Consider the following 16,149-nt stretch of genomic DNA (forward strand, 5'->3'; position numbering starts at 1 on the left):
ACGCATTCGCCCCGTTTCGGTCACTGATTTTTGTGCCTATAGTCGAGCCAGAAGCCAGACATGGAATCGTGGCCGAACAAGCGTCCTTTAGGGGGGAAGCATGATCCGATCGGAATTGATTCAGAAAGTCGCTGACGAGAATCCGCACCTCTATCAGCGCGACGTGGAGCGGATCGTGAACACCATCTTCGAAGAGATCATCGGCGCGATGGCAGAGGGTGACCGCGTGGAGTTGCGCGGGTTCGGGGCGTTTTCGGTGAAGAAGCGTGACGCCCGGGTGGGCCGTAATCCGCGCACCGGGGAGGCTGTGGACGTGGAAGAGAAGCATGTGCCCTTCTTCAAGACCGGGAAGCTCTTGCGCGACCGGCTGAACGGCAAGTAACCTGACCGCATGATCCGTTATCTCCGCTGGGGCTTTCTGGCCCTCCTCGCCATCGTTCTCATCACTCTTGCCCTCGCCAATCGCGAGCCGGTGACGCTCAAGCTGTTGCCGGGCGAACTGGCCGATCTGCTGGGGCTGCCTTATCAGATTACGCTGCCGCTCTTCATTTCGCTCTTTGCGATGATCGCGCTGGGCATTCTGGTGGGCTTCGTTTGGGAGTGGTTCCGCGAGCACAAGCACCGGGCGGAAGCGGCGCGGCAAGCCAAGGAGGCACGCCGGGCCAAGCGGGAGCTGGATGCGGTGAAGCGCGAGACCGGGCAGGAGCAGGACGAAGTTCTGGCGCTGCTGGACGACCGCAAGGCAAGCTGAGATGCATGACATTCGGGTAAAGATCTGCGGGCTGAAGCGCCCGGAGGAGATGCGCGTCGTGGCGGAGGCCGGGGCGGCTTATGCCGGTTTGAACTTCTTTCCACCATCGCCGCGTTACGTGAGCCCTGCCGAGGCGCGGGCGTTGGCGCTGGCTGCGCCGGAGGGGCTGGCCAAGGTGGGGCTGGTGGTGGATGCCGGTGACGATCTGCTGGACGAGATCGTGGAGGCGGTGCCGCTGGACATCATTCAGCTGCATGGCAAGGAGAGTCCGGACCGGGTGTCAGAGGTGCGTGCACGCTACGGTTTGCCGGTGATGAAGGCCGTGGGCGTGGCCGGAGAGGCCGACCTGCCGGCGCTGGATGACTATGGCCAAGTGGCCGACATGCTGCTGGTAGATGCCAAGCCTGCGCCGGGCGACGAGCTGCCGGGCGGCAATGGCCTGCCGTTTGACTGGCGCCTGATCGCCGGGCGGCGCTGGCCGGTGCCGTGGCTGCTGGCGGGCGGCCTGCATGCGGGCAACGTGGCCGAGGCGGTGGCCCGCACGGGCGCGCAGCAGGTGGACCTCTCATCTGGCGTGGAGCGCGAGAAGGGGGTGAAGGACGCGGGAATGATCCGGGCCTTCATGGAGGCTGTTGCCGGGGTATCTGCGTGACGGTGCGCTTTCGCGAAGCGCGGCGCGAGGATGTGCCCGCCGTGGTGGCGATGCTGGCCGATGACATGCTGGGCAAGGGCCGCGAGAGCGAAGACCTTGGCCCCTATTACGCTGCATTCGATGCGATGGCCGAAGAGGGCGCGAACCGGGTGATCGTGGGCGAGCGCGATGGCGAGGTGGTGGCGACCTATCAGCTGACCTTCATTTCTGGCCTGTCGCTGGCGGCGGCGCGGCGGGCGCAGGTGGAGAGCGTTCGGGTATCGAGTGCGCTGCGCGGATCGGGGATTGGCGCGCTGATGTTTGCCGATGTTGAAGCGCGGGCGCGGGCGGCGGGGTGCAGCCTTGTGCAGCTGACCATGAATGCCGAGCGGGTGGACTCGCGACGATTTTACGAGGGGCTGGGGTTTGTGGCCAGCCATCTGGGATTCAAGAAATATCTTTGAGGCCGTTCGCTGGGGTGCCTCGCTGCGCTCGGTGAAGGGCCTCTTTGCTGCGCGCATCGGCCGGGGTGGTGGGCAGATTGCCCACCCTACGGGGCCGGGTGCCTTATGGGTCGATGACCTTGAGAACGGCTTGGGTTGTTTGGTCGATATGGGCCTTTGACAGGCGAGTGGCCTCAGGGACGTTGCGGGCGAGGGCGGCTTCCATGATGGCGGCGTGTTCGCCCTGAATGTCGCGGGCCGGGTCGGGGTGAATCAGGGAGATGCGCCTGTAACGTTCGTGCTGGTAGTAGATCAGCCCGCGCAGGCGTTTGAGCCAGACACTGTCGCAGGCAGCGACGAGGGCCTCGTGGAAGGCGCGGTTCCTGTCTTCCCAATCCGGGGCATCGGCCTCGCCGCCGGATTTTCGGCGGGCGTCGGCTTTGCTCAGGGCGTAATTGGCCGAGACGATCCCAGCTTCCCAGGCTTCATCGCCGGCCATGATCGCGCGGTGCAGGGCCTCGCTTTCCAGCTCGCAGCGGACGCGGGAGATGTCGCGCAATTCGTCGGCGGAGACCGGGGCGACGGAGAAGCCGCGCTGTGGCTCGAAGATGACGAGAAACTCTGACGAGAGTTTGGAGAGCGCCTCGCGCAGGGGGCTTGCGCCGATGCTGTAACTTTCGGAGAGCTGGGCGATGCGCAGGCGGGTTTCGGGCGCGAGGCGACCCGAGACGATATCTCCCCGCAGCAAGGCGTGGGCCCGGTCGGAAAGGGTTTCCTGTGCGATGTTCATTGCATGGTCATGAGGGGCCCGGATTTTGGGAAAGGCTAGCAGGCTGGCCGAGGCCGATCAACGATGGTGCCCTGAAGTATCGTGCAAACCCGGATTGTCGATTTTTTGCCTCAGGCCGGGAGACGGGCCCCGGGCGCGATGGTGGGCGGCGCGGCGTTGAGCGCGTCACGGGCGAAACCGGCGGCGGATTGGTAGCGAGCCATGAACTCGGCGCGCTCGGCGGGTGGGATCACCGTGTCGATATCATCGAAGGTGCCACCGCAGCGGTCGTTCACCATGTTCAGCAGGCCGAAGGGCCCGGCGCCGCGGTTGCGCAGGATCACCTCGGAGATCGGGCCGCAGAGCTTGTCGTTATAGGCCGCAAGCGCCTGCGGTGTGACGCCGTGCTCCAGCATCGCCGCGCCGATCTCGCGGGCGTCGACCACGGCTTGCGATGCGCCGTTGGAGCCGGTGGGATACATGGCGTGGGCGGCGTCGCCCATCAGCGCCACCGGGCCGTCGACCCAGGTTTCCACCGGGTCACGGTCGATCATCGGGTTTTCATAGGCGGTGTCGGCGCCGGAGATGAGGGCGGGCACATCGAGCCAGTCGTAGCGCCAGTCTTCGAAGTGGTGGAGGAAGTCAGAGATGGGCGCGGGGCGGAACCAGCCGGATTTGCGCGCCTCGGCCTCGTCGAAGGTGACTTCGGCGATCCAGTTGACGAGGGCGAGGCCGGTTTCGGGATCGGGGTGGGAGATCGGGTAGATCACCATGCGCTGGCGGTGCGTGCCGAGCCCGATGAAGGAAGAGCCGGTGCGGATGGGTTTGGCCAGCGTGGTGCCGCGCCACATCAGCGCGCCGCCCCAGTGGATCGAGGGCTGTTCGGGGTGCATTTGCGCGCGGATCGCCGAGTGGATGCCATCGGCCCCGATCAGCAGCGTGCCGGTGGCTTCGGAGGTGGTGTTATCGACATGTTCGAGCTGGGCGGTCACGCCATTTTCGGTGCGGGTGTAGCCGGTGACGCGGGTGCCGGTTTGCAGCGCCTCCGCCCCGGCGCGGGCCATGAAGGTGTTGGCCAGCAGCATGTGGAAGCCACCCCGGTGGGCGGCATATTGCGGCCAGTGGTAGCCAGCGTCGGTGCCGCGCGGTTCGGCGTAGATATCGTTGCCGTTCAGCCCGACAAGGGCCCATTCGCGCGCGGGCAGGCCGACAGTATCGAGCTGCTCTGCGCCGATGCCGAGATCGTAGAGTTCGCGCACCGCGTTGGGCTGAAGGTTGATGCCCACGCCCAGCGGCTTCAGCTCGCGGGAGCTTTCGAAGACGGTGCAGGGCACGCCGATCTGGTGCAGGGTCAGCGCGGTGGCCAGCCCGCCGATGCCGCCGCCTGCGATGAGAACGTGGGGATGTGTCATGCCTGTGGTCTCCTCCCGGGGTCGCGGGGTTTTAGCAGGTGGGGCGGGGCAATCAAGCCGGGCCTGTGCGGGGGGCGGCGGTGCGCCTCAGAACAGGCTGGCGATGGCCCCGACGACGAGCGGGATGGGCAGGGAGAGCGCCAGCCGCTGCGCCATGGTGCGTGCGCCCATGAAGGGCATTTCGTAGGCCAGCAGCTTGGTCAGCGAGAAGAGGCTCCACGAGGTGACATAGGTGAGCGCGGCGGCCGGGGTTGCGCCGACTTTCAGGGCCGCGGCGGCAAGCGCGAAGCTGACGAAGGCGCCGCCCGGGGTGATCGGGCCGAGCAGGGTGGCGAGCAGCAGGGCGCGGAGGCCTGCGTCGCGGCCGAAGAGCTGCTCGATCCGGTCGGCGGGCATCAGCTCGGCCAGCAGGGCCGCGCCGATCATCGCCACGAAGAGCCGGGGCAGGGTGAAGGCGGCGAGGTTTGCGGTGGCCGTGAGCGCCGTGCGGCGGCGGGCCGGGGAGGCGAGCTTGACCCATGTCAGTGCGACGAGTCCCCAGAGCAGGATGGTGCCGATGAGGATGTTCATGGGCGCTGCCTTGTGCGTCTGCCGAGGACGGCGCGGGCGGCGAGGCCCACCACGAGTGGGGCGGGCAGGCAGAGCAGCACGCGCAGGCCGACGAGGTGCCAGTCGAGAAACGACAGCTCCCAGATCAAGGTGCGGTTGAGCGACAGCAGGGACCAGCCGGTGATGAACGCCAGTGTGGCCCCGATATCGGCCCCGGCGACGAAGAGGGCGGCGGCGAGGGGATAGGTCATCCCCGGTCCGCCCGGCAGCAGCGCCCCCGCCGCAGAGGCCAGCAAGAGCCCGCGCCAGCCGCTTTCCTGCCCGATCAGGGCCGAGACCTTCTCACGCGGGAGCAGAAGGGGGATGGCGGCGGCGACGAAGAGCCCCGCGCCGACCTTGGGCAGCAGCACCGCGAGAAACCCCAGCGCACCCACCGCCGTCGCCACCGCATGGGCCGCGCCGTATTTTGCCGCCACCAGCCCGCCCGCCAGAAGGGTGACGGCGAGCAGCACCAGAAAGCCGCCGTCGATGATTTTGCGGCGGGGCGGGGCCTCGGATGTGGGATCGTCTGACATCTGCGGCGTTTGTCGGCGCTGCTGCGCCCGCCTGCAACCGCTATTCGCGGTTTTGAGGCAGCCCGTCGGCGATGTCATAGTAGTCGCCTTTCGCGCCGGTGAAGATATGCCGGGCCAGCCGCGTGCCCGTTGGCCCTTCGAAAGCGCCCATGCTGACCCCGATCCACTCGTGGTGCAGCGGGTCGAAGAACAGGGTGGCACCGCAGGTCGGGCAGAAGCCGCGCCGGGCTTTGGCGGAAGAGGCGAACCAGCTGGGCGTGCCAGTGACGCGCAGCGCGGCCTTGGGCACATCGGTGGAGGCCTCATAGTGGCCCGATTGCTTGCGGCAGCGACTGCAGTGGCAGGCGGTCGGGGCGGGCAGGGTGCCATCCACGGTGAAGCGGATGGCACCGCAGAGACACGCGCCGCTATGGGGGCTCATGCCGCCAGCCGGGCCGAGAGGTGGCCGATCAGCGCCCGGGCTTCGGGGGGCGGGGCCTTCTCTAAGCGGCGATAATCGGTGCCGTCTGTATTGCGGGCAAGCAGGCCCATTCCGATGAGCGAGCGCCGCAGGATGGCGGCATCGTCGAAGCAATGCGCGAGGTTCAGCGCGCCGTTCACATCGCGTTCGTGCAGGGTTGTCCCGGCGGGGAGCCGCGCCCAAAGCGCCCAGAGGCAGAGCTCTTGCACGGCGCGGCGCGCGGGCCACTGGCGCAGGCGTGCGGCCTCGTCCCACTGCGCCATCGCGCGTTCAACCTGACGATGGTCGGCGGGGGGCTGGGGCGGCTCTTCAAGCCGGGCTCGGGCGGTGTTGGCGGCGTTCAGGTGCTGGTAGTTCCTGAAGCCCGCAGCGCGCGCCAGCATGTTGAGAAGGCTCTGGTGGCCGGGGGGCGCGTCGAGCTGGCGGGCAAGGGCACGGGCAAAGGCCGAGATATCCGGCACGGAGAGCGGAACGGAGGGTTTGGGCATGACATATCCTCGGGCGCGCCGGTCAGGCTGTCGTGGTCGCTGGCTTACGACGCGGCGCTGGTGAGGCAGGGCACGCGGGATGTGAAGGGCTGCTTTCAGCTTGCCCGGAGGGGCACAGCGACGCCTGGGCAGCAGCCTGCCCTTCGAAAGAGGTAGCGCGGCTGCGCTTTGGAGGCAAGTCGGCGGGGTTTTGGCTTGGCTGTGAACCTTTCCTTAAGCCGCCGGATGGTAGGGGCGGGCAAGCCCAATTCCTTTCTGGAGAGTTTGATGAGACGCCTGCTTACCCTCGCCGCCCCGCTTGTTGCCCTGATGACATCTGCCCCCCTTGCCGCCAAGGATGGGGTGGAGCCCGATGCCGTTCACTTCGCCCAGGTGGCCGCGATGGAAGGACCGGCAGCGGCGCTGGGGCAGGGCATGCGCGATGGTATCGCGGCGGCCTTCGAAGAGGCCAATCGCGCAGGCGGCGTGCATGGCCGCAAGGTCACGCTGGACAGTCGTGATGATGGCTACGAGCCGGATCGTTCGGTGGCCCATGTGCTCGACGTGATCGAAGGCGCGGCGCATATCGGCCTCATCGGCGCGGTCGGCACACCCACCGCGCTGGCGACCCAGCCCGAGGCGACCGCTGCGCAGGTGCCCTACATCGGGCCCTTCACCGGAGCGGGCTTTCTCCGGGCCCCGGAACTGACCAACGTGGTCAACGTGCGGGCCACCTATGCGGCAGAAACAGAAGCCTGGATCGCCTATCTGGTGGATGAGCAGGGCATGAAGAACATTGCGATCCTTTATCAGGACGATGGCTTTGGCCGGGTTGGCCTGAAGGGGGTAACGGCGGCGCTGGAGAAGCGGGGCATGAGCCTTGCGGCAACAGGCACTTACACCCGGAACACCGTCGCGGTGAAAACCGCGCTGCTCGATATCCGCAAGGCCAAGCCCGATGCCGTGGTGATGGTGGGCGCCTACAAGCCGATTGCCGAGTTCATCAAGCTGTCGAAGAAGCTGAAGTTTGAGCCGACCTTCGTGAACATATCCTTCGTCGGCTCCGAGGCGCTGGCCCGCGAGTTGGGCGAGGCGGGCGAAGGCGTGATCATCAGCCAGGTGGTGCCCTTCCCGTGGGATGAGTCGCTGCCCATCGTTGCCGAGTATCAGGCCGCGATGGCTGCCGCGAACCCCGAGGCAGAGCCGGGCTTCGTGACGCTGGAAGGCTACCTGACAGGCCGGGTGGCGCTGCGTGCGCTGCAGGCCGCGGGCAAGGATGTGACCCGCGAGAGCTATCTTGCGGCGCTGGCCGGGCTTGGCAGTTTCGACCTCGGCGGCCTCGGCTTTGACTTCGGCGAGGGCGACAATCAGGGCCTCGACACGGTTTTCCTCACCCGGATCACCGGTGATGGCGGGTTTGAAACCGTGGTCAGCGGCGGCGGCTCCTGACCGCGCACCAGCCAGAACGACGAGCTGCCCTGACGTCTTGCGCGTGAGGGCGGCTTTTGACCTCTCAACGACAGCGCATCGCCCACCCAAGCCAAGGAGACCCAGCGTGACACGCATCAAAGCCCTCACCGGCAGCATCGCCGCCAAATTCGCCGTTATCCTGCTGGCGTTGGGTGCCATGACCTCGGCGGCCCTGGTGATTGGCCTGCTCGTGTTCGGGGCGCTCTCCGACGCGTTGCGTGTTTTCATTGACGAGAACCTGCCCGGTATCGAAGCCAGCGTGGAGGTGACGGCCAGCACCGGGGCGGTTCAGGGCGCGATGACCGATGTGCTCCTCGCCGAGGACCCGGAGGCGCTTGAGCAGGCGTCAGCCCGGCTGCAAGAGCATGTAGGTGCCTTGAAGGCCGCGGCGCAGCACCTCTCGGCAGACGCCGAAGCCGAGATTGACCGGCTGTTGGCCGACCTCGATATCGCCAATGCCGCAATGATCCGATCGCTGGAGCGCAGCATGCGCGAGCGGGCGAGGGTGCGAGAGATGGTTTCGGGCTTCGTGGCGCTGTCGGAAGACGCAAACGGCGAGCTGGTGGGTTTGGCCGATGACTCCTACTTCGAGCTGCAGATCGGCGGGGAAGAGACCGTTGAAACCGTGACCTCGACCCTGAATGCACTGGTGAACGATGAGTTCAAGCGGATGACGGCCCTGATGAGGGTGCGCGCGGAGATCAACCTGTTGAGCGGCCTCACCCTCGTGCTGGCGGACGAGCCCGACATGTTTGTTGAAGTGATCCTTGGAGACCTCGCATCTGCCAGCCTGGCCGAGTTGGAGGCCGCTACCTTGAGCCTGCCGGACGATGCGGTGGCGAGCGACCACATGGCGCAGATCACCGCCGCCGGTCAGTTCTTTCGGGAGCGGCAGGAACAGAAAGACTATCAACGGGCGGACTTGCGGCAAGAGGTCTTGGCTTTGCGGCAGGCGACCGCGGCGGCCCTTAGCAGCGCGATCGACGACGTGAGTTTTGAGCTGGCTGTTGAGGCGGAAGAGGCTGCAACCGGCAATGAGGCGGCGATCCGCACGCTGCTTGATGTTCAGGTGAATCGGATGCGCGATGCTGCGGAAATTGACAGTTCGATCAAGGCGGTATTGGCAAAGGCCCTGCTCGGCGTTGCCGCGCAGGACGCCAATGCAGCCGCCGGGGCACAGAGCGCCGTTGATGGGGCGTTGCACCATCTCGATGACGTGCTTGCCGGCCGGGAGTTGCCGGAAGCGCTTGCGGCAATCCTCGATGACATCCATGCCATCGTGGCAACCGGCAACGGGGTGGTGCAAGCCCGCCGCCGGATGCTCGAAGCCCAGTCCGAGGCCTCCGCTCGCTCGAATGCCTCGGGAGAGGCGATCGCCCGCATCGTCGACACCGCACGCGGCAATGCTGCACAGGCGGTTTCGGCCGTGGTGACGGGCAGCGAAGGTATTTTGACGCGTGCTGACACTGCGCGCGGCCAGTTCAGCACCATCGCCCTTGCCAGCCTCATCCTGCTGCTGGCGGCCCCGGTGTTTACATGGTGGCTCATTTTGCGGCCAATGGCGCGCGTTACGCAGGCCACGGAGCGGCTTTCGCGTGGGGATCTCGGGCCGGTTGAAGGCTTTGACAAGACAGGCGGTGAAATCGGCCGCATGGCCATGGCGCTCAAGGTGTTTCGGGATGGCATGATCGAACGCCAGAGCATGCAGGCCGCCGAGGAGGCGCGGGCTGCCGAAGAGCGCCAGCGCCAGCGCGAAGAAGAGGCGCGAGAGCGGGCACGTGAAGAAGAAGCCCGCGCGGCGGAGCGCCAGCGCGAGGAAGAGGCCCGCGCCCGCGAAGCCGCCGAGGCCGAGGAACGAGAGAAGATTCGAGCCGCCGCCGAAGAAGAGCGCCAGGCCCGGGCCGCCGAGCAGCAGCAGGTGGTTGACCGGCTGGCGACCGCGCTCGACCAGCTTGCCGCAGGCGACCTGACGGTGACGATCGACACCGAGTTTGCCGGCACCTACGAGAGCCTGCGCCGCAACTTCAACGCGGCGGTGGAGACCCTCGCAGAGCTCATCACTGCGCTGACGGCGAGCGCCGGGATCGTTAACACCACCTCGCAGGATATCAGCGCCGCCGCCAAGGATCTTGCCCGCCGGACCGAAAACAGCGCCGCCACGCTGGAAGAGACCAGCGCTGCCGTTGCTCAGTTGAGCGAAAGCGCCGGCTCCACCGCCGACCGCGCCCGCGAGGCCGACAGGATCATGCAGATCACCCGGGACAACACCAAGACCAGCCAGACCACGGTGCACGGCGCGGTGGAAACCATGACCGAAGTGGAAGCCTCCTCTGCGGCGATCTCCAAGATTGTCGATCTGATCGACGACATCGCCTTTCAGACCAACCTGCTCGCCTTGAATGCGGGCGTTGAGGCCGCACGCGCGGGGGAACAGGGCCGGGGGTTTGCCGTGGTCGCCATGGAGGTGCGCTCGCTCGCCCACCGCTCGTCGGATGCCGCGAAGGAAATCAACGATCTCATCAATGCCACGCGGGATCGGATCACCCGCGGGGTCGCCCAGGTTGGCGAAGCGGGTGACGCGCTCAACGGGATCCTTGATCTGGTGAGCGATGTTTCGGAGCAGATCACGGCCATTGCAGGGGCTGCCAACGAACAGTCGTCCGGGGTGCGCGAAATCAGCCTCGCTGTTGCCCAACTGGATCAGGCCACGCAGGATAACGCGGCCATGTTCGAAGAATCCGCCGCCTCCAGCCAACTGCTGACCGAGGAAGCCCGCACCCTCTTTGATCTTTCCGCACGCTTTCGCACGAGCGACGCCGCCGCGCCGCAAGGCGCGGCCACCGAAAGCCACCCCGAAGGGGCCACCGGGCGAAGCCCGTCTTCTGCGCCGGAGGCGCCACCAGCAGCCGTGGCATTTGAAGAGATCCACGAAAGCGAGGCCAGCCGAATCCCTGTTCCCTTCGCGCGCAGCGCGTAAGCCTGCCCCCAGCCGCGCCGGCCACATTGGGCCCGCGGCCACCCGCGCCGGCCACATAAGGCCTGCGCTCAGCCGCGTCGGCCACATTGGGCCTGCGCCATGAACCGCGCGTCATAAAACCTTAACAACACCGTCACACAGGCTTCGTCGCCAGCCTGCTACCTGCCCCCGACTGTTTCGGGGGACTGCATGCTCGTCATCGACAAGCTGACACGGCGCTTTGGCGCCAATACGGCCGTGAATGCTGCCAGCTTCAGCGTCGATAAGCCGATGATGATCGGGATCATCGGCCGCTCCGGCGCGGGCAAATCGACGCTTTTGCGCATGCTCAACCGGCTGACGGACGCATCGGACGGGTCGGTTGCCTTTGAGGGGCGCGATGTGACCAGCCTGAGGGGCGCGGCCCGCCGGGCCTGGCAGGCCGATTGCGCGATGATCTTTCAGCAGTTCAACCTCGTGCCGCGGATGGATGTGGTGTCCAACGTGCTGCATGGCACGCTTGGCCGCCGCTCCACGTTCTCGACCCTGTTCAACCTCTATCCGCAGGCCGATATTCACCGCGCTATCGACATTCTCGACCGGCTCGGCATTGCCGAACAGGCCCCCAAGCGGGCCGAAGCCCTGAGCGGCGGACAACAGCAGCGCGTCGCCATCGCGCGGGCGCTGATGCAAGACCCGAAGATCATCCTTGCCGACGAGCCGATTGCCTCGCTCGACCCGATGAATGCCCAAGTCGTGATGCAATCGCTGCGCCGGATCCATGAGGAAGACGGCCGGACCGTCATTGCCAACCTGCACACGCTCGACACCGCGCGGCGCTACTGCGACCGGGTGATTGGCATGCGCGATGGCCGCATCGTGTTTGACGGGCTGCCCGAGCAGCTCACCACCGACATGGCCCGCGAGATCTATGGCGCTGACGCCAACTTCAGCGAGGCGGCGACCTCGACCGAAATCGAAAGCCTCGACGCGGCCACGCCCGACAGAGCCACCCACCCGCGCGCTGACGAGATGGAAAGCCCTCCGATCAGCGCCTGAGTTTCCAAACCGCCCCGCAAAAACAAGGGGCACGACCAAACCGGAAAAGAGAGAGACAGATGAAACACCTCATTGCTGCCGCCCTTGCCACCACGGCCCTCGCTGGCGCTGCCACCGCGCAGGACATCACCGAGTTCAACATCGGTATCCTTGGCGGCGAAAACGCCCAGGACCGGATGAACAACCACGAGTGCCTGAAGAACTACACCGAAGAAGCGCTGGGCGTGCCCGTCAAGCTCTTTGCCCCGGCAGACTACAACGGCGTGATGCAGGGCCTGCTGGGCGGCACGCTCGACATGGCCTGGCTCGGCGCTTCGGCCTATGCCGGCGTGCACCTGCAAGACCCGGAAGCCGTGACCCCGGTGCTGGTGAAGATCAACCTCGACGGCTCCTATGGCTACCATTCCATCGGTTTTGCCCGCAAAGACAGCGGCGTGACCTCGCTGGAAGACATGCAGGGCAAGGTCTTTGGCTTTGGTGACCCCAACTCCACCTCCGGCTACTTGATCCCCTCGGTCGAGATCCCGACTGCTGGTGAAGGCATCACCATGGAATCGGGCGAATACTTCGGTGAAGTCAAATTCACCGGCGGCCACGAGCAGACCATCGTTGCCGTTAACAACGGTGACATTGACGCCGGTGTGACCTGGGCCGACGGCCAGGGCGAATGGGAAGACGGCTTCAACTCCGGCGCGCTGCGCAAGGCGGTGGATGCCGGCCTCGTCGACATGAACGATCTGGTTGAAATCTGGCGCTCCAAGCCGATCCCCGAAGGCCCGATCGTGCTGCGCACCGCGCTGCCCGAAGAGGTGAAGACCAAGATGACCGCGCTGATCGACGGCATGTATGAGGCCGACAAGGAGTGCACCTACAACATCTCCGCCGGTGAGAGCCTTGGCTTCGACCCGATCGACCACTCCGCCTACGAAAGCATCGTCGCCGCACGTCAGGCGAAGAGCAACTAAGCGGCCCCGCCGCAGAAGGCCCCGCCCGACCACCGGGCGGGGCCACCTCTTTTTCAAGGCAGCCCCATGGCAGATATCTCCCAGCATGGCCCTCAGGGGCTGGAGACCACCCGCGCGCATTATCTCGCGCTTGTGCAGAAGCGCCGCCTCTATGGCGGGATCACGCTGGCGGTGTTTGCGCTGCTCATGGTGTCTGGCTTCATGCTTGCCGATGAGCGCAATGCGGGCGGGTTCTGGAACGGGCTGCCGCATATCTTCGACTTCCCGGCAGACGTGGTGGCCGACACGATCCCGCGGCTGCACCTGCTGCCCGAGCATCTGCTGACCTATCTGCCCGCGCTGGTGGAAACCATCAACATCGCCGCCGTCTCGACCCTGTTGGGCGCGGTGGGTGCGATGGTGTTTTCGCTCCTTGCCACCCGTGGCCTTGCCCGCTGGCCCCGCGCCATTCCGCTGTTTCGCCGCGCGATGGACGTCATGCGCGCCGTGCCCGAGATCGTGATTGCGCTGATGCTGATCTTCGTGCTCGGCGGCGGGCCGGTCCCTGCGATGATCGCCATTGCGTTTCACACCGCCGGGGCGCTGGGCAAATTGTTCAGCGAAGTGGCGGAGAATGCCGACCTGAAGCCGGTGGAGGGGCTGTCTTCGGTGGGGGCGACGTGGACCCAGCGGATGTGGCTGGGGGTGATCCCGCAGGTGGCGCCGAACTGGCTGAGCTATGCGCTGCTGCGCTTTGAGATCAACATTCGCGCCTCGGCCATCCTTGGCTTTGTGGGCGCGGGCGGCATTGGCTACGAGTTGAAGAACGCGATGAGCTGGGGGCAGGGCAAGTTTGACGAGGCGGCGGCGATCTTCATCCTGCTGTTCCTGACGATTGTGTTTTTTGACCAGCTGTCCAGCTATGCCCGACACAAGCTGTCTGGCCCGGGAGCGCATTGATGGACCTCGCCGCACGCTACGCCGAGGCCGAGGCCTCCGTGAACCGCAAGACGCTGCTGGCCTTCGCCGTTCCGGGGCTGATCTTGCTGTACTTCGTGTACATCTTCTTTGCCTTCGACGTGCCCGGCCTGATCGACCGCGCTCGCCCGGAAAACGCGCAGATCCTGTTGCGGGATACGTGGAGCTACAAGACCCATGTGACGCGCGACAACCGCAATGGCGAGATGAGCTATGCGGTGGAGGGCGAGCGCAAGGGGGCCTACCCCGAGGGCGAGCGGCCCGAGTGGGTGAGCAGCGCGGGCGAGGTGACGGTGGTGGACCTTGGCCGGGGCCGGGTGGCCAGCTTCCTGCCCGGCAATGCGGTTGAGCTGGTGATCCCGGGCGAGCGCACCATTGAGGCGCGGCTTGATGGGCGGCGGGTGGTGACGAACCTGTCGGAGCCTTTGCCCGACTATGTGTCGGTTTCTAACTCGCGGCTTCAGGTGACGTTGCCCGGCGCGCGGCTGACCTTTACCCGGTCTCGCACCGAAACCTTCCGTTACTTTGGCGGGTGGGAGCTGTTCTTCTTCACGCTCGACAGCCCCTATCACGGGCACGGGCTGGGCAGCATTTTGTTTGGTGAGCAGATCGACCCTGCGCGGGGCAACCTTGCGGGCGCGTGGCATGACTTTTGGCAGAACCCGATGTGGATGCATGCGGCGGTGGCTTGGGCGATGTTTGAGACGGTGCTGATGGCCTTTCTCGGCACCTTCGGCGCAGCGCTGATCTCTCTGCCGATTGCCTTCCTCGCGGCGAAAAACTTTGCCCCGCTGGCCGCCGTGCGCTTTGCCTTTCGCCGGGTGTTTGACTTTTTGCGCGGGGTGGACGGGCTGATTTGGACGATTGTGCTCTCCCGCGCCTTTGGGCCAGGGCCGTTGACCGGAAGCCTTGCCATTTTGCTCACCGACACCGGGAGTTTTGGCAAGATGTTCTCGGAAGCGCTGGAGAACGTGGACAAGAAGCAGATTGAGGGCGTGGCCAGCACCGGGGCGGCGCGGCTGCATCGGTATCGCTTTGGCGTGATCCCGCAGGTGGCGCCGGTGCTGCTGAGCCAAGTGCTCTATTACCTTGAATCCAACACCCGCAGCGCCACGATCATCGGGGCGATTACCGGGGGCGGGATCGGGCTGTTGCTGACGCAGGCGATGATCACCCAGAAGGACTGGGAAGAGGTGACCTATTACATCGTCCTCGTGGTGCTGATGGTGATGGCGATGGACAGCCTCTCGGGCTGGCTCAGGCGGCGGCTGATCCGGGGTGATTGACGGCGTGGCGGCGCCGCGCGAGGGTTTTGCCATGAGGCTGAATGAGTTTGAGCCGGTGATCGAGCCGGAGTGCGACATCGAGGGCTCCACCTTTGGGCGCTATTGCGAGGTGAAGCGCGGCAGCCGGGTGGCGTGGTCGGAGTTTGGCGATTATTCCTACTGCGACCGGTACTGTGACATTGCCAATGCGAGCGTGGGCAAGTTTGCCAATATTGCCAGCTTCGTGCGGGTGGGGGCGACGGATCATCCGCTGGACCGGGCCGCGTTGCACCACTTCATGTATCGCTCCGATGACCTTTGGGAGGATGCCGAGCGCGATGCTGGGTGGTTTTCGGCCCGCCGCGCACGCCGGGCCACCATTGGGCATGACACGTGGATCGGCCATGGCGCGATGATCAAGCCCGAGGTGACGGTGGGCCACGGCGCGGTGGTGGCGGCAGGCGCGATTGTGACGAAGGATGTGGCCCCTTACGAGATCGTCGCGGGCAACCCGGCGCGGCTGCTGCGCCGCCGCCAGCCCGAGGACGTGGCCGAGCGGCTGATTGCGCTGGCGTGGTGGGATTGGTCGCATGAGGCGATCCGGGCGGCGCTGGACGATTTTCGTGGGCTGAAGGCCGAGGCGTTCTTGGAGAAATACGCGTAGGCTTCAGCCCTCGTCATGGGCGACGGTCAGCACCACGCGATCTCCGGCAAACCAGGTTTCACCATGTTCCACCGGGCGGCCTTCAAGGTCTCGGTTTAGGCCTGTTGTCTTGAGCAGCGGGTCGCCTTCACGCAGGCCGAGGTGCAGGGCCTGTGTGGGGCTGGCGCGTTCTGCCGTAAGGCGGGTTTCGGCGCGGATGTAATCAGACAGGCCTTCGCGGCGCAGGGCTTCGGTGACGGACGATGTTTGCGCGAGCTGATCGGCGAGGCCGGGGAAGCGGGCGGCGGGAAAAGTGGAGGTGAAATGGGCGATGGGGCTGCCGGAAGAGAGCGAAAGCCCCTCGTAAACAATCACTTGCGCCTCCCGCTCCAGCCCCAGAGCCGCCGCCTCGGGTTTGGTTGGAGGGCGCGTTTCCACCCGTAGCACGCGCTTTTCGGGCAGGCGGCCCGAGGCGCGGATGTTTTGGTGAAAGCGCACGCGGCGGCCGATGGGATATTCGGTGGGCGGAGCCTCGACGAACACCCCGGCCCCGCGCCGGGAGCGCACCACGCCCGCCTCGGCCAGCGAGGCCAGCGCGTGGCGCACCGTGTGCCGGTTGACCCCGAAGCGCGAGGACAGCGCAGCCTCGGTGGGCAGCTTGTCACCCGCGCGGTAGAGGCCTTGCGCGATCTCGCCTTCAAGCGTGGCGGCGATGGACTTCCAGACGGGGGTTCGTGCGGGGGTGCGGGCCATGGTGTTACCGAAACTTCATGAAAC

18 protein-coding genes are annotated in these 16,149 nt (G+C 66.1%); 11 read left to right on the top strand and 7 right to left on the bottom strand.

Annotation, left to right across the window (positions count from 1 at the left end):
* Positions 1 to 100: 100 nt before the first annotated feature.
* The 4 genes from ihfB to FHY55_RS04465 are packed head-to-tail and all read left to right on the top strand — an operon-like array spanning position 101 to position 1,846.
* Complete coding sequence (ihfB, locus tag FHY55_RS04450) at positions 101 to 382, top strand: integration host factor subunit beta (protein WP_140013038.1); 282 nt, start codon at positions 101 to 103, stop codon at positions 380 to 382.
* 9 nt (positions 383 to 391) lie between these two features.
* Positions 392 to 751, top strand: coding sequence for a LapA family protein (locus FHY55_RS04455; protein WP_371707340.1), 360 nt, complete (start codon positions 392 to 394; stop codon positions 749 to 751).
* A 1-nt stretch (position 752) separates the two neighbouring features.
* Positions 753 to 1,403, top strand: a complete 651-nt coding sequence (locus tag FHY55_RS04460) for a phosphoribosylanthranilate isomerase (protein ID WP_140013039.1) — start codon at positions 753 to 755, stop codon at positions 1,401 to 1,403.
* 50 nt (positions 1,404 to 1,453) lie between these two features.
* Positions 1,454 to 1,846: a GNAT family N-acetyltransferase gene (locus FHY55_RS04465; protein WP_140015998.1), complete on the top strand. Its 393-nt coding sequence runs from the start codon at positions 1,454 to 1,456 to the stop codon at positions 1,844 to 1,846.
* A gap of 103 nt (positions 1,847 to 1,949) precedes the next feature.
* Here the strand turns inward: FHY55_RS04465 and FHY55_RS04470 are convergent, their stop codons facing one another.
* The 6 genes from FHY55_RS04470 to FHY55_RS04495 form a co-directional block, all read right to left on the bottom strand.
* Positions 1,950 to 2,615, bottom strand: a complete 666-nt coding sequence (locus FHY55_RS04470) for a GntR family transcriptional regulator (RefSeq protein ID WP_140013040.1) — start codon at positions 2,613 to 2,615, stop codon at positions 1,950 to 1,952.
* Between the two features lie 110 nt (positions 2,616 to 2,725).
* On the bottom strand, positions 2,726 to 4,006 hold the full coding sequence (locus FHY55_RS04475; RefSeq protein ID WP_140013041.1) for a flavin-dependent oxidoreductase: 1,281 nt from the start codon (positions 4,004 to 4,006) through the stop codon (positions 2,726 to 2,728).
* A gap of 87 nt (positions 4,007 to 4,093) precedes the next feature.
* Entirely contained in the window at positions 4,094 to 4,576 is a 483-nt protein-coding gene (locus tag FHY55_RS04480) for a hypothetical protein (RefSeq protein WP_140013042.1), read from the bottom strand.
* On the bottom strand, positions 4,573 to 5,130 hold the full coding sequence (locus FHY55_RS04485) for a permease (RefSeq protein WP_140013043.1): 558 nt from the start codon (positions 5,128 to 5,130) through the stop codon (positions 4,573 to 4,575). The genes FHY55_RS04480 and FHY55_RS04485 overlap by 4 nt, the downstream gene beginning before the upstream one ends.
* Before the next feature lie 40 nt (positions 5,131 to 5,170).
* Positions 5,171 to 5,551 carry a GFA family protein gene (locus tag FHY55_RS04490; RefSeq protein ID WP_140013044.1) on the bottom strand — a complete coding sequence of 127 codons (381 nt, stop codon included), beginning with the start codon at positions 5,549 to 5,551 and terminating at the stop codon, positions 5,171 to 5,173.
* Positions 5,548 to 6,078 carry a DUF2087 domain-containing protein gene (locus tag FHY55_RS04495; RefSeq protein ID WP_140013045.1) on the bottom strand — a complete coding sequence of 177 codons (531 nt, stop codon included), beginning with the start codon at positions 6,076 to 6,078 and terminating at the stop codon, positions 5,548 to 5,550. Before FHY55_RS04495 ends, FHY55_RS04490 begins: the two co-directional genes overlap by 4 nt.
* A 267-nt stretch (positions 6,079 to 6,345) precedes the next feature.
* Between FHY55_RS04495 and FHY55_RS04500 the strand changes: the two genes are divergently transcribed.
* From FHY55_RS04500 to FHY55_RS04530, 7 genes are all read left to right on the top strand, one after another.
* Positions 6,346 to 7,506, top strand: a complete 1,161-nt coding sequence (locus FHY55_RS04500) for an ABC transporter substrate-binding protein (RefSeq protein ID WP_140013046.1) — start codon at positions 6,346 to 6,348, stop codon at positions 7,504 to 7,506.
* Positions 7,507 to 7,612: 106 nt separating this feature from the next.
* Positions 7,613 to 10,504 carry a methyl-accepting chemotaxis protein gene (locus tag FHY55_RS04505; protein ID WP_168222928.1) on the top strand — a complete coding sequence of 964 codons (2,892 nt, stop codon included), beginning with the start codon at positions 7,613 to 7,615 and terminating at the stop codon, positions 10,502 to 10,504.
* Positions 10,505 to 10,693: 189 nt separating this feature from the next.
* On the top strand, positions 10,694 to 11,542 hold the full coding sequence (phnC, locus tag FHY55_RS04510; RefSeq protein ID WP_140013048.1) for a phosphonate ABC transporter ATP-binding protein: 849 nt from the start codon (positions 10,694 to 10,696) through the stop codon (positions 11,540 to 11,542).
* 59 nt (positions 11,543 to 11,601) lie between these two features.
* Complete coding sequence (gene phnD / locus FHY55_RS04515) at positions 11,602 to 12,507, top strand: phosphonate ABC transporter substrate-binding protein (protein WP_140013049.1); 906 nt, start codon at positions 11,602 to 11,604, stop codon at positions 12,505 to 12,507.
* 66 nt (positions 12,508 to 12,573) lie between these two features.
* Positions 12,574 to 13,446, top strand: coding sequence for a phosphonate ABC transporter, permease protein PhnE (gene phnE / locus FHY55_RS04520; RefSeq protein WP_140013050.1), 873 nt, complete (start codon positions 12,574 to 12,576; stop codon positions 13,444 to 13,446).
* Entirely contained in the window at positions 13,446 to 14,750 is a 1,305-nt protein-coding gene (phnE, locus tag FHY55_RS04525) for a phosphonate ABC transporter, permease protein PhnE (RefSeq protein ID WP_140013051.1), read from the top strand. The genes phnE (FHY55_RS04520) and phnE (FHY55_RS04525) overlap by 1 nt, the downstream gene beginning before the upstream one ends.
* 31 nt (positions 14,751 to 14,781) lie before the next feature.
* The gene (locus tag FHY55_RS04530) at positions 14,782 to 15,393 is read left to right on the top strand and encodes a chloramphenicol acetyltransferase (protein WP_140013052.1); all 612 of its coding nucleotides are present in this window, start codon (positions 14,782 to 14,784) and stop codon (positions 15,391 to 15,393) included.
* Positions 15,394 to 15,396: 3 nt separating this feature from the next.
* On the opposite strand, the gene phnF is transcribed toward FHY55_RS04530, so the two are convergent.
* Positions 15,397 to 16,125: a phosphonate metabolism transcriptional regulator PhnF gene (gene phnF, locus FHY55_RS04535; RefSeq protein ID WP_140013053.1), complete on the bottom strand. Its 729-nt coding sequence runs from the start codon at positions 16,123 to 16,125 to the stop codon at positions 15,397 to 15,399.
* Between the last annotated feature and the right edge of the window lie 24 nt (positions 16,126 to 16,149).

It is taken from the genome of Oceanicola sp. D3, assembly GCF_006351965.1.
GTDB lineage: Bacteria > Pseudomonadota > Alphaproteobacteria > Rhodobacterales > Rhodobacteraceae > Vannielia.